Below are 22,579 nucleotides of genomic sequence, written 5' to 3'. Positions count from 1 at the left end.
GCTTAGGTTAATTTACCGTGGCACTGCTTATATTTCTTACCTGAGTTACATGGGCAAGGTTCATTTCGACCCACACGTGGCAAGGTTGCTTGTTCTGGCGCTGAAGCTGATTCATGCTTAAACTCTTTGGGCAATTCATCGGCTTTTCTATGTTGCTCTTCAACGGCTTCAACATCAGATTCTGCTCTGATTTGTACCTTACTTAAGATACCAATAACGTCGTATTTTAAGTTATCAAGCAACTCAGCAAACAGTTCAAACGACTCACGTTTAAATTCTTGTTTCGGGTTCTTTTGCGCGTAACCACGTAAATGAATGCCTTGACGTAAATGATCCATCGCCGCTAGGTGCTCTTTCCAATGCGAGTCTAAGCTTTGCAACATAACAGCTTTTTCAAATTGACGTAAAACCTCAGCACCCACCATTTCTTCTTTGGCTGCATAACTGGCATCAACTGTATCTAAGATTTTTTCACGTAAAGTGTCTTCATGCAAATTACTGTCTTCTTCTAGCCATTTTGCAATAGGAAGTTCAAGCGTAAGTTCGCCTTTAAAGCGCTCTTCTAAGCCAGTAATATCCCACATTTCTTCTAACGATTGTGGCGGAATATGTTGGCCAATTAGGCCATTAACCACGTCAGCACGGATAGCGGTAATCACGTCAGCAATATCCGCTTCATCCATTAATTCGTTACGTTGTTCGTAAATAACTTTACGTTGATCATTTGAAACATCATCAAATTCAAGTAATTGTTTACGAATGTCAAAGTTACGACCTTCTACTTTACGCTGCGCGTTTTCAATGCTCTTAGTTACCCAAGGGTGTTCAATAGCTTCGCCGTGCTCCATGCCAAGTTTACGCATCATGTTACCGATACGCTCTGAAGCAAAAATTCGCATCAAACTATCTTCCATTGACAGGTAAAAACGTGTTGAACCCGCATCACCTTGGCGACCCGAACGACCACGCAATTGGTTATCAATACGACGAGATTCATGACGCTCTGTCGCAACAATGTGTAAACCACCGGCGGCTAATACTTTGTCATGCTCTACTTGCCAAGCCGCTTTAACTTCAGCAATTTTCTCTTCACTGGGATTATTTAGCTTTTCAAGTGTAGTGGTTAAGTTACCACCCAGTACTATATCGGTACCACGACCCGCCATGTTAGTGGCAATAGTCACTGCGGAAATTTTCCCGGCATCAGCAACAATTTCAGCTTCTTGTTGATGAAACTTAGCGTTAAGTACTTTGTGCTTAATTTTTTCTTTCTTTAAGAATGACGACAAAAATTCTGAAGTTTCAATACTGATGGTACCCACCAACACGGGTTGCCCACGCTTAACACAATCTTTAATATCTTCTAAAATGGCTTCAAACTTTTCTTCACCTGTTAAGTAAATTAAATCAGGTAAATCTTTACGTACCATTGGCTGGTTTGTTGGGATAACTACGGTTTCTAAAGCATAAATATGATTAAACTCAAACGCTTCAGTGTCGGCAGTACCTGTCATTCCTGACAGTTTATTGTAAATACGGAAAAAGTTTTGGAAGGTAATTGACGCCAGTGTTTGATTTTCGTTTTGAATATCTACACCTTCTTTTGCTTCAACAGCTTGATGTAAACCTTCTGACCAACGACGACCTTCCATTGTACGTCCGGTATGCTCGTCAACAATAACAATTTCGCCATCTTTTACGATGTAATCAACGTCTCTTTGAAATAACTTATGTGCACGTAACGCGGCCATAACATGATGTAATAAGGTAATGTTTGCTGCTGAGAAAAGTGAGTCTCCTTGCTGCATCAAGCCTTTTTCGAGCATGATTTCTTCGATACGAACTTGACCAAGCTCAGTTAAATAAATTTGCTTGGCTTTTTCATCGATAGTGAAGTCACCGGTACTTTCTTCACCTTCTTTATCTTCTTCTTCCTGCTGTACTAGTGTGGGTACAACGAGGTTGATATTACGATAAAGCGCTGAGCTATCTTCTGCTTGGCCAGAAATAATGAGCGGTGTACGTGCTTCATCAATTAATATCGAGTCGACTTCATCGATAACCGCAAAATTTAACGGTTTTTGTGCCCGCTCTTCTGGTGAAAAAGCCATGTTATCACGCAGATAATCAAAGCCGAATTCGTTGTTAGTACCGTAAGTAACATCCGAATTATAAGCGGCTTGCTTATCTTCTGGTGCCATACCCGCGACATTACAACCCACCGTCATGCCTAAAAATTCAAATAATGCCCGATTCCAGTCACCATCTCGCTTAGCAAGATAGTCATTGACCGTAATTACATGCACACCTTTACCGGTTAGTGCATTTAAATAAGACGGTAAGGTGGCGGTAAGTGTTTTACCCTCACCGGTACGCATTTCCGCTATTTTACCAGAATTGAGCACCATGCCGCCGATCATTTGCACGTCAAAATGACGCATACCAAATACCCGTTTACTCGCTTCGCGTACTACCGCAAAAGCTTCAGGAAGCAGAGCGTCAAGCTCTTCGCCTTGTGCAATACGTTCTTTAAACTCAGGTGTTTTTGCTTTTAGTTCTTCATCACTGAGTGCCTCAAAAACCGGCTCTAGGGCATTAATCTTACTTACTTCTTTCTGCATTTGTTTAAGCAATCGATCATTTCGACTACCAAACAGTTTTGTCATTATATTTACAAACATCGTGTTAAACCATATTGAGAAGAATATCTTCAACTGAAAATAAAATGATCGGTTGAGCCGATCACATAAACTTGCTTAGTATTGTAATGCCAGTTCTATTTTAAACAACTGAAATTAGAGCAAAAGTTATTATTTTGCATTATTTTGCTTTGCGATAAACATATTTGCTTGGATCTATTTGTCGGTTATTACGTAAAATTTCGTAGTGTACGTGCGGCCCTGTCGAGCGCCCTGTACTGCCCATTTTCGCGATAACTTGACCTTTGTTAACTACATCACCAACTGATACTGCTATGGTTTTATTATGACCGTAGCGAGTTTTTAAACCATCACCATGATTAATCTCAATTAAATTACCATAACCGTAACGAGAACTCGCCCAACTTACCACACCTGATGCCGTGGCAATAATGTCATCATTTTCACTGCCCGCAAAATCAACACCTTTATGCATGGCAGGTTTACCATTAAAAGGGTCTTTACGTAATCCGAAATACGATGACAACCAACCCTTAGTAATTGGTCGACCAGATAAATACCGAGTATTCTCTATATGGTGTCCAAAACTAACAGATTCAAGCATTTTTAATTGTTTTTCTTCATGTTCGAGTGTTTCTGCCAATGTATCTATACCTTGGCTCAATTCGGCTAAACTTTTTTGCTTAACACTATCGGCCTGATACATTGGGCCACCGCTAGGCGGCGCTTGTTGAAAATTAAACTCATTGTCTGGAATGCTAGCTTCTTCTGCTAAGCGATCGCCTAAAGCATTTAACCTCAACACTTGGCTTTGTAATTCGGCCAATTTCATGGTTACTGCGGTTACTTGGCTGTTGACTTTAAGGTTATCAATAGTGGGTAAACTTGACAGGAGATAAGCCGGATTTTGTGGTACGTCATCTGCTGAAGCAATTAAATGCACAATGAGGCCAGAAACCAAGGCAAAGGCAACGAGAGCAGATAACCAATGCAGCTTATTTAGCTTCATTGAAAATCTAACGTTCTTTCCACGGTATAGTAATGTTAAACTCATATTTCATTTATCGTTTGTTCAGAGCTGACTTATGGCACGAAAATCTAGAATCCCCACAGACATGTCAGCGCTGTTTAATTCAACGTCAGGCACTTTGGCACAAATAGCCGCAAAAACCAACTCTTTAACCGTATTGTCGGACATTGTACGCCAAATTTGCCCCGACCTACCAGCCGATGTCTTCAAAATAGCCAACTTTAAAGCCAATGCTATTATTATTGAGGTAAAATCAGCTGTTTGGAGCCAACGTTTACAATTTGAAAGAATGAATATTTGTCGTGAATTAGCCCAAGTGACCAACAATGAGTTTAATCAAATAGAGATAAAGATCACGCCTTTTCGACATAAAGTGCCCGAAAAAACGGTTATCCCCAACGCTATTAATTCAACAATTTCAGCTGCTACTGCCGCAGATTTATTAAAAATAGCGGCAACTGCGCCCGAGAGTTTACGTAAGAAACTCGAAAAACTGGCTGCACACGCTAATAAATAGTTTGATATACGCAACTTACTTATCACTCTTAAGCTTATCCATCACTTTTAGGAATGTACTTTAGCCATAGCTTATTGCAGCAGTAACACTGATAAAAGCAATAAAGGTTATATTTCTTTGTGCAATATTCATTAATATTGGCTGTTCAGCTGCCACCGTTAAGACATCAAGCCGAGGGATTAACGTCCAGCCTAGATTGAGACTACGAACGACTACTCGGTATTTTGAATCTTGTAGGTGATATTGTAGTCGTGAGTGAGATTTTGTAGGTCGGACTTTAGTCCGTCAACCGTTCAGCGAACACATAACCTAATGTTCAAAAATCCAACAAAGCAGTAAAGTAAAAGCAGTTTTCTTTTAGTTGCCATTGTCAGCTGAAAAATCAAAGCTATTTATAGCTCAGCATTTATGTCGTCAAACTGGTAAGATTTAGCCATATCTATGCCTTCTTCACAGATATGTCAACGCAACATAAACATACCCTTCATCGACGTGAATGGCGGCACTAACGTTGTGGAGCTAGGTTCTTACACGGATGTAAGTCAGTAGAGTGATGCAGAAGTAATTACCGAGATGGCTATGAACATCTGAACATAAAAAAACCAGTACATTGACTGGTTTAATTTATGGGACTTTGCGATTAAACGGCAGTATTAAAAAGCAGCCGCATTAATCTCTTGAAATTCAATAGGTGATTCAATCGTATCTTCGTACGTCACCCATTCAAAACAATCAACTTGTTTAAATACTTCGCGTAACAACATGTTATTGAGAGCATGGCCAGATTTAAAGGCATTTAATTCACCTAAAATACTCACACCACCCATATACAAGTCGCCAATGGCATCAAGAATTTTATGTTTTACAAATTCGTCGTCATAGCGCAGGTCATCTTTATTAAGCATACGGTATTCGTCTAGCACGATGGCATTTTCTAAGCTGCCACCCAGGGCTAAATTATGAGAGCGTAAAAACTCAATATCTTTCATAAAACCAAAAGTACGCGCACGGCTAATTTCTTTGATAAATGAACAGCTTGAAAGGTCCATACTCATCGATTGACAAGTATTTACAATCACAGGGTGTTCAAATTCAATCGCAAAATTGACTCGAAAGCCTTCATAAGGCTTTAGTTCTGCCCATTTATCGCCTTCTTCAACACGTATTGCTTTTGTAATACGTAAAAAACGTTTAGCAACATTTAACGTTTCAATGCCAACCGACTGAATTAAGTAAACAAAGGGTAAAGCACTGCCATCCATAATTGGAATTTCAGATGAGTCAACCTCAACAATAAGGTTGTCAATACCTAAGCCTGCAACAGCAGAAAGCAAGTGTTCGACGGTGGAAATCTGAACACCTTGCTCATTCACTAAACACGTACATAAGGTAGTTTCGCCCACAGCTTCCGGTGTCGCGGGGATATCGACAACGGGATCTAAATCAACTCGGCGAAAAATAATACCGGTGTTAGCGGGTGCAGGACGGAGAGTAATCTGCACCTTTTCACCTTTATGTAGCCCTACACCAATAGCAGAGACACTTTCTTTTAACGTACGTTGTTTAATCATAAATAGCCTTCTTAAGCCTATATTTTTGTATCAATTAGCCGCCACTGAATATGCGGAGACGTAATATATCAAAAAAGCCTAACAAAATCAAAATTCCAAATTTTTAGCAGCATTCAATTAACTTCACTAACACGTATTAATCTGCTTGTTTGCGTAAAAATGCTGGAATATCTAAATAATCATCAAGCTCTGTTGCTGTTACTCTTTGCGCTTGAGCATTTGCTTCTGGCATAGTGACCGGGTTTGACGATAACTCTGGCTGCGCGCTTGGTGTATAATCACCACCAACCACTTGTGGCTCTGCTATCGGTGTTGGGTTAACTAGCGTAATATCAGGCTTGCGATCCGCACCAATACCCGTGGCAACAACCGTGACTCGTAGTTCATCTGTCATTTCCGGGTCAATAACTGCACCAACAACCACAGTGGCGTTTTCAGAAGAAAAGGCTTTAACGGCATTACCAACAGTTTCAAACTCATCAATACTAATATCCATACCGGCTGTAATATTAACCAATATGCCGCGAGCTCCTGCCAAATCAACGTCTTCAAGTAATGGACTTGAAATTGCAGCTTCTGCTGCCTCTTCTGCACGATCCGGACCTGATGCTGTACCTGAGCCCATCATCGCTGTGCCCATTTCAGACATCACGGTTCTAACATCGGCAAAATCAACGTTTATGAGTCCCGGACGAGTAATAAGTTCAGCAATACCTTGAACTGCGCCTAATAAAACATCATTGGCTGCTTTAAAAGCATCTAACAAACTGGTTCCAGGCCCTAATACTTTTAATAGTTTCTCATTAGGAATAGTGATCAGTGAGTCAACACTTTTTGATAAAAACTCAATGCCTTGATCGGCATAATTCATCCGTTTTTTGCCTTCAAATGGAAATGGCTTAGTCACTACCGCAACGGTCAAAATACCCATTTCTTTCGCTATTTCAGCAACCACAGGCGCGGCGCCTGTGCCTGTACCTCCGCCCATACCTGCGGCGATAAATACCATATCTGCACCTTTAAGTGCTTCTTTGATGGTTTCTCTGTCTTCTTCTGCACTAAGACGACCAATTTCAGGGTTAGCGCCAGCGCCTAGACCTTTGGTAACATTATGGCCTAGCTGCAAAGTCACATCAGCGCCCGAATTGCGTAGTGCTTGTGAATCGGTATTTGCGGTGATAAATTCAACACCTTCTATGGTTTGTAACACCATATGTTCTACCGCATTGCCACCACCACCACCAACACCGATGACTTTGATGATTGCTTCTTCGTTATGATCTTCCATTAATTCAAACATTTTATTATCTCCAATTTTTGTTACGTTTTGTTCCACCAAAACTCTTTTTACTTTCTAAGACCTAGGCCATTAAATGATTGGCATGGGTCTAACTAGCGGCCAAAGCAGCTAATTAAAATTCACCTTTAAACCAAGCGAGTACTTTAGAGCCGATGCTCCTGACTGATTCACTTTTCTTTTGCTCTTTATTTTTTTGCTGATGCGCCTGCATACCATAATGCAGCAAGCCAACTACCGTTGAATATGTGGGGTCGTTGACATACTCTTTCAATCCACAAACATCAAAAGGCTTGGCAACGCGTGCTGGCATTTGAAACACTTCTTCTGCAAATTCAACCACACCTTCCATTTTGGCTGTACCACCGGTTAACACGTAACCTGCAGCAATTTGATCTTCTAAACCAGATTCACGTAATTCTTCTTGGATCAGTTCAAATAATTCCTGATACCTAGGCTCAACAACTTCTGCTAATGTATGACGTGACATAGACCGCGCAGGACGTCCACCGACACTAGGGACTTCAATATTTTCTTCCATACTCACCATTTGGCGTAATGCGCAAGCATACTGAACTTTAATGTCTTCTGCGTGGCTTAATGGCGTGCGGAAAATTTTTGCAATGTCGCTAGTCACTTGGTTGCCCGCTACGGGAATTACCGCGGTATGGCGTAAAGCTCCGCCAGTAAAAACCGCGATATCCATGGTGCCGGCGCCCATGTCAACAATACAAATACCCAGCTCTTTTTCATCATCTGTTAATATTGCATAACTAGAAGCCAGCGCCGAAAAAATCAGTTGATCCGCTTTTAAATCGCAACGTTCAACACATTTAACAATATTTTTTGCCATGTCATTGGCACAAGTCACGATATGAACTTTCGCTTCCATTCGTACACCTGACATACCAATCGGGCTTTTAATGCCGTCTTGACAGTCAATGCTATATTCTTGTGGCAAAACATGTAGCATGCGACGCTCTGCAGAAATAGGGACTGAACGGGCGGTATGAATAACGTTATCAACGTCATCTTGCATAACTTCTTTGTCGTTAATAGGCACCATACCGTTCTCGTTTTGACAACTAATATGCTTACCGGAAATACCCAAATATACCGAGGTAATATGGCAGTCAGCCATCAATTCAGCTTCATTAATAGCCCGTTGAATTGACTGAATAACTAGGTTTAAATCATTAACGCCACCTTTATCCATACCACGTGCCGGTTGATTACCAACACCAACGATACTCAGCTGGTTGTCAAGCGTGATTTCACCAACGGCTACTGAAATTTTTGACGTTCCAATATCTAATCCAACCACTAAATTTCTTTCAGTTATTTTTGGCATTAAGGCTAAACTCTTTCTTTATTATTCGCGGCTTTCCAACCAACGGCTAGACCAGTATCGTATCTCAGATCAACATAATCGACTTGTTGATCCTGCTTTTTATTCAATTTTATTTCCGGATAAATGTCCATAAAACGTTGTATGCGTTCTACACGATTATCACGTCCTAAATTAATGGTGACACCATCATTTAAGATTAACTGCCAAGCAAAACGCTCAGTTAGTACTAATTCATCAATGGCTAATTGGCTAAAATCTAATAGCTTGTTCAAGTTTATAAAGTTCTCTAAGGCTATTTGTTCACTGCCCTCTGGACCAAAAAATGCCGGTAACTGTTTGACCAGACGCTGCACATCAGCCTGAAACGCTTTGCCATTAGCGTTAAGTAGAAAGTCACCATTCCAGTGGGCAATAGGTTTTTGGTCAACAACATAAATTTTCAATTCATCCGGCCATTTTTTCCGTACTGAAACGGAATAAACCCATGGCAACTTAGCCACTTTTTGCTGAACATCATTAACATCTAAATTAAAAAAATTGCCTAAATTAACTTGTTCTATCGCACGTTCAATATCTAAACGCGTGGTATATGGCATTTCACCGGCAATCGCAATTGAGGTAACCGGCGCTGACTCTTCTGAACTTAAATTTTTGTTCAGAAAAATACCGAAGGATAATATAGCGACAATAACAGCAACGAAAAACGCAACACCTAGCCAAAATGACCAGTGTAAGTTTGCTACTTCTTCCTTTAAAGGCAGTTGTTTGTTCATTGCCGCAACCATATTTTACAAAGCCCCTTGTGCGCTTATAGCGACAATTTCTGTCACTAATTCACTAAAGCTTAAGCCGTGAACTTTAGCGGCTTTGGGTACTAATGACGTTTCTGTCATACCAGGTACTGTGTTAACTTCCAATATCTGCCATTGATTTTGGCCATTGCGCATAATATCTACCCGGCCCCAACCTTTTGCTCCGGTGGCATTAAAAGCTCGCAAGGCGATATTTTGTACCTCTGCCTCATCATCTGCTGATAATGAACACGGACAATGATATTGCGTACTAGTTGATTTATATTTCGCATCGTAGTCATAAAAATCGTGCGGCGTTTCCATATGAATCACTGGCAAAGGTATTTGGCCCAGAATGGCGACGGTATACTCAGGGCCTTGCACCCAAGCTTCTACTAATACTTGTTGGTCGTAGTTAAACGCGGCCATAAGTGCTTGATGCAATTCTTCGCTAGTATTTGCCTTTGACATGCCAATACTTGAGCCTTCATTGGCAGGTTTAACCATAACAACAGCGCCTAACTGCTGTGAAATTTTTGCCGCGTCGCCCATTTGATAGTCAGTTTTACTGACAATGGCAAAGGCAGGCGTAGGTAAGTTCATCGCTTGAAATACTTGCTTGCTACGAATTTTGTCCATTGATAGTGCAGAGCCAAGCACATCAGAGCCGGTGTAAGGTATATTCATATATTGCAGCGCACCTTGCACACAACCGTCTTCGCCACCACGACCATGTAAGGCAATAAAAACACGGTCAATATCCAGTGTTGCTAAATCACTTAAGCAATAATTTTGGGTATCAATTAATTGCACATTAAAACCGGCTTCGGTTAAGCCTTTTGCAACCGCTTTACCAGAATTTAGTGATATCGCTCTTTCTGCTGATGTACCACCATATAAGACGGCTAATTTTTGCTCGATTAAAGGCTTCATCATAGTGCCACCGTTAATTTTTTATCTGTCGCTAAATTACTGGCAATAGTACCGATATTTCCAGCACCTTGCGTAATAACCATGTCGTTGTCACGTAACTGCGCTGCCAATAATTCAGCTAACTTGTCACTGTCGCTGACATAAATCGGTTCAATTTGGCCGCGTTGACGAATACTGCGCGCTAAACTTTTACTGTCGGCATTGGCAATGGGCGTTTCACCCGCACCATAAACATCAAGTAAAAATAAGCAATCTACCTCAGATAACACTTCGACAAAGTCTTCATAAAGATCACGAGTACGCGAATAGCGATGGGGTTGAAATACCATCACCAAGCGTTTTTCAGGCCAGCCATTTCGCATGGCCGCTATAGTGGCTTTAACTTCTGTTGGGTGATGACCATAATCATCTATGAACATCATTTCGCCTTGCTCAGTGCGTAAAGTTGCTAATTGTTCAAAGCGTCGACCAATACCAGCAAAGTTTTGTAAAGCTTGCTGAATAGCGTTATCGGCAACACCTTCATCAATGGCAACGGCCACACCTGCTAAGGCGTTTAACACATTGTGCTCACCTGGCAAATTAACGCTAATGGCTAAGGGTGCGTAGTCTTTGCGCTCAACAACAAATGAACTAACGCCGGCTGATTGTTGATATTGCGTGGCTCTTACATCAGCATCTTGAGAAAAACCATAGGTAATAACCTGGCGACTAATGCGCGGTAATATTTCTCGCACCGCTGGATTATCTAAACACACCACGGCTAAACCATAAAAAGGTAAGTTGTGGAGAAACTCAATATAGGTGTCTTTAAGTTTTTCAAAATCACCTTGATAAGTCTCCATATGGTCTTCGTCGATATTGGTGATCACAGAAACCATAGGTTGTAGATGTAAGAAAGACGCATCGCTTTCATCCGCTTCTGCAATCAAATAACGGCTACTGCCTAAACGCGCATTGGTGCCCGCGCTATTAAGTAAGCCCCCAATCACAAAAGTGGGGTCTAAATTTGCCTGAGCAAAAATACTGGCAATTAAACTTGTAGTGGTGGTTTTACCATGGGTGCCCGCAATGGCAATACCGTGGCGAAAACGCATAAGCTCTGCCAACATTTCAGCGCGACGCACTACAGGAATACGTTGTTGATGTGCAGCAAGCAGCTCTGGATTTTCAGCATTAATTGCTGTTGACACCACAATAACGCTCGCATCGTTTACGTTATCTTGATGATGACCTAAGGTGATTTTTGCACCCAAGGATGTTAAGCGCTTAACGACTTGGTTTTCACCAATGTCAGATCCGGTAATTTGATAACCTTCATTTAGCAAAACTTCAGCGATACCGCCCATACCCGCACCACCAATACCCACAAAGTGGATGGTTTTAACCCGACGCATTTCCGGCATCCTGTTACTGGCATTATTTGATGTTGTATTGTGTAATCTTGCATCGCTGTTACTTGCTGTTGTCATTGCTTTACTCATGTTTTTGCCACCTCAATACAAGCTGTTGCTACCAGGTTAGTGGCATCAGCATGGGCAGCGTTGTGTGCAGCTTTAGACATCTGCTGCAGCACTTTGTCGGATATAAACAAACTATTAAGCATTTGCCCTAGTGTGGTGCCGTTAAATTCTTTTTGAACAATTAACTTTGCCGCGCCACAGTTAACCAAATACATAGCGTTCTTGGTTTGATGATCATCAACCGCATGTGGCAAAGGTACGAATATAGCGGGCTTTGCTGCCATCGCTAATTCAGACACAGTGAGTGCGCCCGCTCGGCAAATCACTACGTCAGCCCATTTATAGGCTGCTGCCATATCATCAATAAACTCTGTTACCTTAACCTTCTCTTCTGGTAAACCGTAATCTTGATAACTTTTTAACACTGACTGTTCATTGCCGCCACCGGTTTGATGCCACACATCAATACTTTGTACTTTAATTTGCTTCATCGCTTGTGGCACAACATCATTGAGTATTTTCGCGCCTAAACTGCCACCCACAACTAATACTTTTTTGCTGGTGGCCGGTTTTTCAGGCATCACGGTTTCAATAGCGATAATCTCGCTACGCAATGGGTTGCCAACCACCTTTGAGGTGACTCGATTGCTAAATGCGCCCGGAAACGCACTTAACGTTCTGGTGGCTAGATACGACAGAAAGCGATTACTCATGCCCGCAACGGCATTTTGTTCATGTAATACCAAGGGAATACCTAATAACCATGCTGCCACACCACCCGGTGCACTGGCATAGCCGCCCATCCCAAGCACCGCATCAGGCTTAACCTTGCGCAGTATTTGAATTGACTGCAGTACAGATTGCAAAATTTTAAACGGTGTTTTCAACCACGTTTGCCAGTTTTTATTACGTACGCCAGACATATTGATAAATGAAATGGGAAAACCATTTTTTGGTACCAATTCCGCTTCCATACGCTCAGCGGTACCAAGCCAATGGATGTTCCAGCCTTGTTTTACTAGGGCTTGTGCAACCGCAATACCTGGAAATATATGACCACCGGTTCCACCTGCCATCACTAGCAGGGTTGGGCGCTTTACTTCATGACTTGTCTGTTCAGTCATTTTCGCTCTCAATAATTTTTGTTTGATGCACTTTTCTGGGTTTCTTATTGCTGTCTTTATGATCACCAGTCGTGCGACTAGTGGCTTGAATACTTTGCAAGCGAATTTCGTGGTCAATGCGAATCAAAATCACTACAGCAAGGGTCATAATAATCATTGAACTACCACCATAACTAATCAGCGGCATTGTTAAGCCTTTGGTTGGCACTACGCCTGCACTCGCACCGATATTAACCGCTGCTTGAAAGCAAAACCAGATACCAATGGCATAGGCAAAAAAACCTTCAAAATACTTTTCTTGATTAACCGCTTTTCGACCTAGCAGTAAAGCTTTAAAAACCAAGGTCATACTTAACAGTAAAATAACACTAATACCGATAAAACCAAACTCTTCTGCCAATACAGCCATAACAAAATCCGTATGTGCCTCAGGCAAATACTCTAATTTTTGTACGCTATTACCTAAGCCTTGACCAAATGTTTCACCGCGACCATAAGCCATCAGTGATTGAGTTAGCTGATAACCACTACCAAAAGGGTCTTTCCATGGGTCGAGAAAGCCGGTTACTCGTGCCCAACGATAAGGCGAGAAATACGCTAACATGGTCAATAAAGTGATACCTACACCTGATATAGCAATAAACTGCCATAATTTTGCACCGGCTAAAAACAACAAACCAAACGTGGTAACAAACATCACAATAATGGTGCCTAAATCAGGCTGCATTAATAACAAACCACTTAATAGACCAAAAACCATTAAAGGCTTGGCAAAGCCTTTAATATTTTCCATTACTTCATTACGGCGCCTAACTAAGTAAGCAGACAAATAACAAAAGAAAAAAAGTTTAGCCGGCTCTGCGGCTTGTACCGTTATCGGTCCAACGCTAATCCAACGGGTAGCACCATTAACATTTCGACCTATAACTAAAACAACCACAAGTAAAATAACAGCGATTAACAGCAACTTACTGCTGTATTCATGCCAACGATGCATAGGTATTTGCAAGGTAAAGGCGGCAACACCCAGACTGAGTATGATATAAATCATATGACGAACAATAAAATGAAACGGGTTGTCAAATAAACGTTCAGCAATCGGCATTGATGAACTTGCTACCATAATTAAGCCAATTATATACATACTAAACGCAAGTATTATGTAGCTACGGTCAAAGGTTTCTACCGTTCTTTCATCGGTTTGCAACCATGGCGGTAAGGCCCATTGTGATAAATTAGCAAAAGATAGCGACATTACCTTTGCTCCTGATGCGTTAATACTGAGGTGATAAATACCACGCCCCGTTCAACGTAGTTAGCAAACATATCTAAACTGGCACAGGCGGGGGAGAGTAAAACCATATCGCCGGCCTTTGCCTGTGTTCTGGCCAGTGTTACTGCTGCGGCTAGCGAATCAACGTGCGAGGTTTTATCGGCTTGGCTTGGTAAGCGTAATGCGGCAATAGCAGGTCCGTCTTTGCCGAGCGTGATCAAGTAATCTACGTGTTGAGTTAATGCTTGAGATAATGGAGAAAAATCAGCACCTTTACCATCGCCGCCGGCAATTAAAACCAGTTTATTCGCAGGTAAGGTGGGCGCTAATCCTTCAATGGCGGCCAGTGTTGCGCCAACATTGGTGGCTTTTGAGTCATTAATCCAACGAATACCATCGTTTGTTTCAATCACTTCACAACGATGTGCTAAGCCTTTAAAGGTCTTTAAGCTTGCCAACATGGCTTTTAAATCCCAACCGGCACATTTTCCTAACGCCAATACGGCTAAATAATTTAACGCATTATGAAGACCTTGTAATGGCAATTCAGCTAAAGAACATAATGGCTGGTCACCTAACATTAAGTGGCTGATACCCTGATGCTCTGCAAGACCAAAATCACCATTTTGTGCGGGTTCGCTACCAAAACTTAACCGCTGACTATCGCTATAACAGGCGTTAGGCAGAGTAGCCTTGTCATCACGGTTATAAAGCGCATAGCTACAGTGTTGATAAATGCTTTGTTTGATTGCGCCATAATTTTCAAGGGTTTTGTGACGATCTAAATGATCGTCACTTAAGTTCAATACAGTCGCGGCCAATGCCTTCATACTTTTTACTGTTTCAAGCTGAAAACTCGATAGCTCTAACACAATAAAATCGGCAACTTCTTGATCTATTTGATCCAGTACTGGTAGACCAATATTGCCACCCAACTGCACGCGGTAACCTAGAGCATTACCAACGTAATTTAACATTGAAACAACGGTAGATTTACCATTGGAGCCAGTAACCGCTAATATCGGCGTATCACTTAATCGGCAAAACAATTCAATATCACCAATAACATCACAATTTTTAGCCATGGCATTACGAATAGCCGGCTCAGCCATATTAATGCCTGGGCTAACAATCAAAATATCGGCTTGGGCTATTAATGCTTGCTCCCAATGACCAAGCACTAAGGTATTATCAGCAAATTGCTGTTTAAAATCACCGGGAGAAATAGGCATTGCTCGGCTGTCGTTTACAGCAAAAGAAATTTGATGGCGATGTAAAAAGCGCGCGCACGACAAGCCCGTGATCCCAATTCCTAAGATCACGATTCGCTTATTGGCTAATTGCGTCGTTACCGACTGGTGCAATTGTTTATTCACGCGTTTATTTTTACCTTAATTTCAAGGTTGCTAATCCAACCAAGACTAAGACTAAAGAAATTATCCAAAAGCGCACAATCACTCTTGGCTCGGGCCAACCTTTTAACTCATAATGATGATGAATGGGCGCCATACGAAAAATTCGTTGCCCGCGCAACTTGTATGAGCCTACCTGCAAAATAACCGAGAGCGTTTCTATCACAAAAACGCCGCCCATAATAAATAGCACTAACTCTTGCCTAACTAAGACAGCAATAACGCCTAGCGCAGCGCCTAAAGCAAGCGAGCCAACATCACCCATAAAAACTTGCGCAGGGTAAGTGTTAAACCATAAAAAACCTAAACCAGCACCAACAATAGCGGTACAAACCACCACAAGTTCACTGGCTAAAGCAATGTGTGGAATATGTAAATACTCAGAAAAATTGGCATTACCTGTCATATAAGCAAATATCGCAAACGCCCCTGCCACCATAATAGTTGGCACAATCGCTAGACCATCAAGACCGTCAGTTAAGTTAACGGCATTACTGGTACCGACAATCACGAAATAGACTAAGCCGATATAGAGCAAGCCTAACTGTGGCAACACATCTTTAACGAAGGGAATTAATAACGTAGTTTCTTCAGGGCCTTGAGCAAACTGGTATAAAAATATAGCGGTTGCTAAGCCGACTACGGTTTGCCAAAAATACTTCCAACGGGCAATTAACCCATTGGAGTCTTTGCGAATAACTTTACGGTAATCATCAACAAAACCAATCAAGCCAAAGCTGACCAACACAAATAACACCACCCAAACATAGGTATTGGTTAAGTCAGCCCACAATAAAACACTGACCACAATTGACGCTAAGATCAGGAGCCCGCCCATGGTTGGCGTACCCGATTTTACTAAATGACTTTCTGGACCATCGTCACGAATCGTTTGGCCGATCTGCATATTTTGCAGGGCACGGATCAATTTAGGACCAAAATATAACGAGATAATCAAGGCGGTAAGCGTTGATATGATCGCTCTAAAGGTTAAATAAGAAAAAACATTAAAGAATGAATAATACGGGGTGAGATACTCACCTAACCAAAGTAACATTATGCCTGCTCCTGCATAGTCTGACTGTTATGCCATTTAATAATATCAGCCACTACGTATTCCATATGAGCACTGCGCGAACCTTTAACTAATAATGTCACTTGCTGTTCTTCATCTTGAAGTAACTGTTGTAAACGTGACATGAGTTTTTCTTTGCTACTAAAATGTTGTGCCTGTGTATTGCGCCCTCGATAAAAAGCGTCAGAGGCATTTTGACTTAATACGCCTAAGGTCAACAAATCATCAATCTCTTTACTTTTTGCATGTTCACCCACTTCTTGATGGTAACGACGTGCTTCACCACCTAATTCCCCCATATCACCGAGAATAAGTATCCTGCGCCCTGGGTAGCTCGCCAATAAATCTGACGCGGCATTTATTGATTCAACATTGGCGTTATAGCTATCGTCGATTAGCTTAATCTTGCTACTCAGTTGATGTAGATTCAAACGCCCTTTCACCGCAGCCATAGCAGCTAAACCCAAGCGAATATCATCTAAACTGGCACCAAACTCTAACGCTATCGTTGCAGCCGCAACCGCATTGCAGACGTTATGGTGGCCTGGCACAGTGAGTTCAATATAAGTATTACCGATTGGCGTTATTAACTGAAAACTCGCACAGCCGTTATCATCTAAAACTTCTTGATGACTATAACAATCTGCACTGCCTTGACAGGAAAAACGCCGTACTTGTTTGTCAGTTAAACGCCATTGCCACTTATCCGCCCACGGGGTGTCTTGGTTATAAATCGCCACACCACCGGCGGTTAAGCCAGAAAAAATTTCACCTTTCGCTCGGGCGACTCCACATAAATCGCCAAAGCCCTCTAAATGGGCCGCGGCGATATTATTAATCATGGCAACATCTGGCTTGACCAGCGCAGCAGTATAAGCAATTTCGCCAATATGATTAGCGCCTAATTCGACCACCGCAAAGTCATGTTTTTGCTCTAGTCGTAATAAGGTCAACGGCACACCGATATCGTTATTAAAATTTCCTTTTGTGGCTAACACATTGCCTAAACGATTTAAAATCGCCGCCACCATTTCTTTTACCGTGGTTTTACCGCTACTGCCGGTGATTGCCACGGTTTTTGGCGCCACTTTTGCTTTAACATAAGCCGCAATGTCGCCTAATGCTTGATGGGTGTCTTTCACCACTATTTGCGCAATATTAAGCTTGTCTTGAGCTTGCTGAACAATAACAGCGCTACAGCCAAGTTCGCTGGCTTGGCTTAAAAATTTGTGACCATCAAAATTTGGTCCGTGCAAGGCTAAGAAAACATCACCGGCCTTTAATGCTCGACTGTCGGTACTAATGGCATTAATGGTCAGGTTTTCACCGATTAATTGGCCGTTAACAGCTTGCGATAACTCAGTTAAGGATAACGAGATCATAACGTTAGCTCTTTTTCTAGTGAGTAGAATGCTTTTACAATGGCGCGTTCATCATAATGACGTTTTTCATTGCCAAAAATGATGTAGTCTTCATGGCCTTTACCAGCACAAAGAATGACATCATGAGCATCTGCTTGTTTTAATGCCATTAATACCGCGGTTTTTCTATCTAATATTTTTTCAAAGCGAGCGGTTTTTCCTAAGCCAGCAATAATATCGGCGGCAATAGCCTCAGGGTCTTCGCTGCGTGGATTGTCGTTGGTAATGATGATGTGATCGGCTTTACTTTCTGCCACCTTCGCCATCAATGCCCGCTTACCCACATCACGATCACCACCACAGCCAAACACTAGCCATAACTTGCCATGACAGTGCAAGCGACAGGCGTCTAACGCACTAGATAATGCGTCGGGGGTATGAGCATAATCGACCACAGTGGTCGGTTTACCCGCAGACGAAAAGGCTTCCATACGGCCCATAATCGGCACTAGTTGGTTAATCGCGCTAACTATAGTGGTTAGTGCTATATTTTCGACCATCAATACGGCAATCGCCGCTAAAAGATTTTCAACATTAAAATCACCTAACAACTGACTACGAACTTCAGCTTGGCCTTGCTCAGTGTTGAGCGTGAAACTGACACCCTTAGTGTGATGCTCAACATTAAATGCTTGGGCAAAGCGCGTAAAGTTAGTGATATTTTCACCTCGACCATAAACTACAACAGGCTGTAATTTTGGCCAATGGGTTAACCAACTTTGCGCTTGGGGGTCATCACCATTAATAACGGCAACTTGCTTACCATCACAGCTAAATATTGCTCGCTTAGCCGCCGCATATTCGGTCATGGTTTGATGATAATCTAAATGATCACGGCTTAAATTAGTGAAAACTGCGGTGTTAAATAGGCTTGCACTGACGCGTTTTTGCGCTAGGGCGTGGGATGATACTTCCATTGCTACATCGGTAATTTTTTCTTCCGCAAATAACGCCAGTAGTTGATGCAGCTCTGTCGCACTCGGCGTCGTGTTTTCAATGGTTGTTAAGTGCGCAAGCTTGCCAGCACCATTAGTGCCGATAACCGCACAATTTTTCTGACAAGCATCTAATAAGTTGGCAATAATTTGGCTGGTACTGGTTTTGCCATTAGTGCCGGTAATACCAATGATATTTAAATATTGCTGGGGCGCGTTATAAAACGCTTTTGCTAGCTCGAATAGCTCATGGTTAAGTTGATAGTAACTTAACACAGGTATCGCATTACCTGATGCCTGTTGACACCAAGTGAGTTGACCATGCTCTGATGACTCGGTAGTTTCTTGCAATATCATCGCACAATTTGCGGCCAGCGCCTGAGCAATATATTCGCGGCCATCGCGTAAGCTGCCAATAACCGCACAGAATACATCACCGGCAATAAGTGCTCGTGTATCGTTGACTAAATTAGCCTTAGTAGCACTAGTTTGCTGATTAAAAGTCGCTTTAAGTTGAGTCAAATCATTTGCTGTTAGCGATATTTCACCCAAGCTTAATACTGCTTCGATAGCAACAAGGTTTTTAGCAGCAACGTTTATGGCTTGATTTGAAACCGTTAAAGCGTGATCAGACATGGTCACGCTCCTTAGGTGAATTTTTCGCTTTTTGCTCTGCTTGCACCGAAGATACTCGCGTGTTGTCATCAGGCGGCACATTAAGTAGTCGTAGTGTGCCCTTCATAATTCGTGAAAAAACTGGCGCAGCCACTTCACCGCCATGGTATAAATCACCACCGGGATCATTAATCACCACTACCACGGCAATTTCGGGATCTGAGATCGGTGCTATACCGGCAAACAGGCCAACATAATCATCACCATAACCACCGGCAAATGCTTTAATCGCTGTGCCACTTTTACCGCCCACGCGATAACCATCTACTTTTGCAACGGTATAGTGTTGATTAACCACATTTTCCAACAACTCGACAACATTTTGACTATTTTCAGCTGAGAAAATACGCTCCTGTTTTTGCTTCGCTAGCGATGCTGCATCTTGCTTTAAAATCGTTAAGGGCATTTTAATACCGCCATTGGCTAATGTGGTGTAAAAACGCGCCAACTGAATAGGGGTAATGGCTACGCCGTGGCCCCAAGACAAAGTAGCTAACTCAAATTTTGACCAACGCGGCCTATCGTGCATCATGCCCGAACTTTCACCGACCAGGCCAGTACCTGTGTCTTCAGAAAAGCCCGCATCAAAAAATTTATCGATAAGGTAATTTTTTGGTACAGATAACGCCAACTTAGTGGTGCCCATATTAGAAGAGTGTACCAATAATTCTGAAAGGGTAATTTTACCAAGGTAACGTGGATCAGAAACACGACTGCCACCTAAGCGCATCCAACCGGGATAAGTATCAATAATGCTATCTTTTTTTATACTGCCAAATTCCAAGGCGGTTAATACCGTTAGTGGCTTCATGGTTGAACCCGGCTCATAAATATCGGTAATAGCGCGGTTACGAAAACGATGAATGGCAACACCAGAGCGATTATTTGGGTTATATGACGGGCTGTTTACTAACGCTAAAACTTCACCGGTATTGACATTGGTGACCACTGCCGAACCTGATGTCGCTTTAAACGCCTTCACTGCGCCCTTTAATTCACGATAAGCGAGTGCTTGAATACGTTGATCTATACTCAAGGTGATTTTTTCTGGTGGCGTGGCCGCTTTGACCGACAATATTTCTATTTTTCGACCTTTGGCGTCTTTACGATATTGTTTCTCGCCATTTTCGCCTGTCAGCAGTTGATCATAAACGCGCTCAACTCCTTCAATGCCTTTATCATCAACATTGGTGAAGCCAACGAGATGAGCACTTATTTCACCCGCCGGATAAAAGCGTTTAGATTCTTTGCGCAAATGAATGCCAGGAATTTTCAATTCTTGAATGTAAACCGCCATAGCGGGGGCAACTTTACGTTCAATATAAACAAAACGTTTACTTGCGTTTTCAGTTACCCTTGCTTTTAATTCACTAACGTCTTGGCCCAAGACATCAGCCAAAGCCTGCCAATGTTTTGTCATAGACAAGGCATTAGTATCAAAAATAATTTTAGGATCAGCCCAAACGGTTTCTACTGGCACACTAATGGCTAACTCATGACCATTACGGTCAACAATCGAGCCTCGTTGCACCGTTTTAGTATTGGTACGCAACGAGCGATTGTCGCCCTGTTTTTTCAACATGTCGGGTTCAAACACTTGAATGTATGCGGTACGGGCCATCAAGCCAGCATAAATAAGCACAACAGCAGCTAGCACAACGTAAAAACGCCATGCTACCGTGTTTGGATTATGTTGTGCTGGTTTTTTCATTGCCATACCCGTGGTAATAAATCATGGTAATTTAATAATAACTTCCGAGCTTGCATCTGGCCTTGTCATATTAAGTTGCTTTGCTGCACTGCTTTCTATCGCGCTGTGTTCGGCTAAGCTGTTTTGTTCTAGTAATAAGTTGCGCCATTCAATTTCTAAGGCGTCACGTTCGGTTAATAAAATTTCAATTTTACTGGTTGTTTGTCGATTTAAGTGGGTAAAATAAACCACTGAAAACGCTGATACCAACACCAATAATAAAACGCCATAAGTGGCTAAATGACGTTGAATGTCATACCAGATATCAAAAAACAACACCACTTTTTTGGTTGCCATACTAACGCACCATGATTAGCGCGCCAGTCTCTGGGCAACCCTTAATACTGAGCTGCGAGAGCGAACATTCTCTTCCACTTCATCTTTACTGGGCTTTAATCTGCGACCAATTAAGCTCAAGTTTTTACCCTTGTTCAATTCTTCTTCGCTAATGGGTAGGCCCCGTGGCACTTTTCTGCCTTGCGAATGCTTTTTCATAAACTGTTTCACTAACCGATCTTCGAGCGAGTGAAAACTAATCACCACCAAACGACCATCGGTGGCCAATACCGACAAAGACGCAGACAGTACTTTTTCAATTTGCTCTAACTCACTATTAATATAAATGCGAATCGCTTGAAAACTACGTGTTGCAGGATGCTTTTTCATTTCTCTTTGTGGTGCTGTTTTCTTAATTAACTGTGCTAATTGTCCGGTACGTGTCAGTGCCGTTTCTTCACGCTCGTCAACGATGGCATTAGCAATTCGCCAAGCATGTTTTTCTTCACCAAAAGTTCTTAGCACCCAAGTAATATCTTCAACGTCGGCCACTGCTATCCACTCGGCAGCTGTTTGGCCACGTGTGGTATCCATTCGCATATCGAGTGGGCCGTCTTTCATAAAACTAAAACCACGTTCTGCTTCATCGAGTTGCGGAGAAGACACGCCAAGATCAAGTAAAATGCCGTCTATTTTTTCAGTTAACTCATGCTTCTCAACAATCATCTGTAAGTCAGCAAAACCGTGATGTTCGATAATAAAACGCTTATCGGCGGCATATTTTTTTGCCGCTTCTATCGCGGTTAGATCTCTGTCTATCGCGATCAAGCGCCCGTTAGGACCTAAATTATCAAGAATTAAACCTGAATGTCCGCCACGACCGAAGGTACAGTCGATATAAGTCCCCTCTGGTTTTATCGCCAATCCAGAGATTGACTCGGCCAGTAAAACTGAAATATGTGCATTATCATGTTGCATTATAAATTTATCAACGCCATCTAGTTATCATAATTTTCATTGAACGA

The 22,579-nt window shown here is 42.1% G+C and carries 18 protein-coding genes; 1 reads left to right on the top strand and 17 read right to left on the bottom strand.

Annotated features, from left to right (window positions below; genetic code table 11):
* Window positions 1–2: 2 nt before the first annotated feature.
* Together secA and H4J61_RS04410 are read right to left on the bottom strand one after the other, a co-directional pair.
* Window positions 3–2,681 (bottom strand): preprotein translocase subunit SecA, encoded by a 2,679-nt coding sequence (gene secA, locus H4J61_RS04415; protein ID WP_182183982.1) that lies wholly within the window; start codon window positions 2,679–2,681, stop codon window positions 3–5.
* 139 nt (window positions 2,682–2,820) lie between these two features.
* A complete protein-coding gene (locus H4J61_RS04410; protein ID WP_259363089.1) occupies window positions 2,821–3,669 on the bottom strand; it encodes a M23 family metallopeptidase in 849 nt (282 codons plus the stop codon).
* A gap of 76 nt (window positions 3,670–3,745) precedes the next feature.
* On the opposite strand from H4J61_RS04410, the gene H4J61_RS04405 reads away from it, so the two are divergent.
* Window positions 3,746–4,207, top strand: a complete 462-nt coding sequence (locus H4J61_RS04405; RefSeq protein WP_182183977.1) for a DUF721 domain-containing protein — start codon at window positions 3,746–3,748, stop codon at window positions 4,205–4,207.
* 653 nt (window positions 4,208–4,860) lie between these two features.
* Here H4J61_RS04405 and lpxC read toward each other — a convergent pair.
* The 15 genes from lpxC to rsmH all read right to left on the bottom strand — a co-directional run bounded on the left by lpxC (window position 4,861) and on the right by rsmH (window position 22,532).
* Window positions 4,861–5,778, bottom strand: a complete 918-nt coding sequence (lpxC, locus tag H4J61_RS04400; protein ID WP_182136592.1) for a UDP-3-O-acyl-N-acetylglucosamine deacetylase — start codon at window positions 5,776–5,778, stop codon at window positions 4,861–4,863.
* Window positions 5,779–5,914: 136 nt separating this feature from the next.
* Window positions 5,915–7,078 carry a cell division protein FtsZ gene (gene ftsZ / locus H4J61_RS04395; RefSeq protein ID WP_182136713.1) on the bottom strand — a complete coding sequence of 388 codons (1,164 nt, stop codon included), beginning with the start codon at window positions 7,076–7,078 and terminating at the stop codon, window positions 5,915–5,917.
* 112 nt (window positions 7,079–7,190) lie between these two features.
* Window positions 7,191–8,426, bottom strand: a complete 1,236-nt coding sequence (ftsA, locus tag H4J61_RS04390) for a cell division protein FtsA (RefSeq protein ID WP_182136593.1) — start codon at window positions 8,424–8,426, stop codon at window positions 7,191–7,193.
* Window positions 8,427–8,431: 5 nt separating this feature from the next.
* Window positions 8,432–9,199 carry a cell division protein FtsQ/DivIB gene (locus tag H4J61_RS04385; RefSeq protein WP_259363088.1) on the bottom strand — a complete coding sequence of 256 codons (768 nt, stop codon included), beginning with the start codon at window positions 9,197–9,199 and terminating at the stop codon, window positions 8,432–8,434.
* Window positions 9,200–9,214: 15 nt separating this feature from the next.
* On the bottom strand, window positions 9,215–10,150 hold the full coding sequence (locus tag H4J61_RS04380) for a D-alanine--D-alanine ligase (RefSeq protein WP_259363101.1): 936 nt from the start codon (window positions 10,148–10,150) through the stop codon (window positions 9,215–9,217).
* The gene (gene murC, locus H4J61_RS04375; RefSeq protein WP_220461186.1) at window positions 10,150–11,556 is read right to left on the bottom strand and encodes a UDP-N-acetylmuramate--L-alanine ligase; all 1,407 of its coding nucleotides are present in this window, start codon (window positions 11,554–11,556) and stop codon (window positions 10,150–10,152) included. Before murC ends, H4J61_RS04380 begins: the two co-directional genes overlap by 1 nt.
* 74 nt (window positions 11,557–11,630) lie before the next feature.
* Entirely contained in the window at window positions 11,631–12,737 is a 1,107-nt protein-coding gene (murG, locus tag H4J61_RS04370) for an undecaprenyldiphospho-muramoylpentapeptide beta-N-acetylglucosaminyltransferase (RefSeq protein ID WP_182136596.1), read from the bottom strand.
* Window positions 12,730–13,992 (bottom strand): cell division protein FtsW, encoded by a 1,263-nt coding sequence (gene ftsW / locus H4J61_RS04365; RefSeq protein ID WP_182183970.1) that lies wholly within the window; start codon window positions 13,990–13,992, stop codon window positions 12,730–12,732. The genes murG and ftsW overlap by 8 nt, the downstream gene beginning before the upstream one ends.
* Window positions 13,992–15,386 (bottom strand): UDP-N-acetylmuramoyl-L-alanine--D-glutamate ligase, encoded by a 1,395-nt coding sequence (gene murD, locus H4J61_RS04360; RefSeq protein WP_310650031.1) that lies wholly within the window; start codon window positions 15,384–15,386, stop codon window positions 13,992–13,994. The genes ftsW and murD overlap by 1 nt, the downstream gene beginning before the upstream one ends.
* Window positions 15,387–15,396: 10 nt before the next feature.
* Window positions 15,397–16,479 carry a phospho-N-acetylmuramoyl-pentapeptide-transferase gene (gene mraY, locus H4J61_RS04355; RefSeq protein ID WP_182136598.1) on the bottom strand — a complete coding sequence of 361 codons (1,083 nt, stop codon included), beginning with the start codon at window positions 16,477–16,479 and terminating at the stop codon, window positions 15,397–15,399.
* Entirely contained in the window at window positions 16,479–17,879 is a 1,401-nt protein-coding gene (gene murF / locus H4J61_RS04350) for a UDP-N-acetylmuramoyl-tripeptide--D-alanyl-D-alanine ligase (protein WP_182183968.1), read from the bottom strand. The genes mraY and murF overlap by 1 nt, the downstream gene beginning before the upstream one ends.
* The gene (locus H4J61_RS04345; protein WP_182183965.1) at window positions 17,876–19,489 is read right to left on the bottom strand and encodes a UDP-N-acetylmuramoyl-L-alanyl-D-glutamate--2,6-diaminopimelate ligase; all 1,614 of its coding nucleotides are present in this window, start codon (window positions 19,487–19,489) and stop codon (window positions 17,876–17,878) included. Before H4J61_RS04345 ends, murF begins: the two co-directional genes overlap by 4 nt.
* Complete coding sequence (locus H4J61_RS04340) at window positions 19,482–21,245, bottom strand: penicillin-binding transpeptidase domain-containing protein (protein ID WP_182183963.1); 1,764 nt, start codon at window positions 21,243–21,245, stop codon at window positions 19,482–19,484. The genes H4J61_RS04345 and H4J61_RS04340 overlap by 8 nt, the downstream gene beginning before the upstream one ends.
* A 15-nt stretch (window positions 21,246–21,260) precedes the next feature.
* Window positions 21,261–21,575, bottom strand: a complete 315-nt coding sequence (gene ftsL, locus H4J61_RS04335; RefSeq protein WP_182183961.1) for a cell division protein FtsL — start codon at window positions 21,573–21,575, stop codon at window positions 21,261–21,263.
* A 15-nt stretch (window positions 21,576–21,590) separates the two neighbouring features.
* Window positions 21,591–22,532: a 16S rRNA (cytosine(1402)-N(4))-methyltransferase RsmH gene (gene rsmH / locus H4J61_RS04330; protein ID WP_182136603.1), complete on the bottom strand. Its 942-nt coding sequence runs from the start codon at window positions 22,530–22,532 to the stop codon at window positions 21,591–21,593.
* Between the last annotated feature and the right edge of the window lie 47 nt (window positions 22,533–22,579).

This window comes from Colwellia sp. MB3u-4 (assembly GCF_014077065.1).
In the GTDB taxonomy this organism is placed as follows: Bacteria; Pseudomonadota; Gammaproteobacteria; order Enterobacterales; family Alteromonadaceae; genus Cognaticolwellia.
This window is presented reverse-complemented; position numbering and strand designations above follow the sequence as displayed.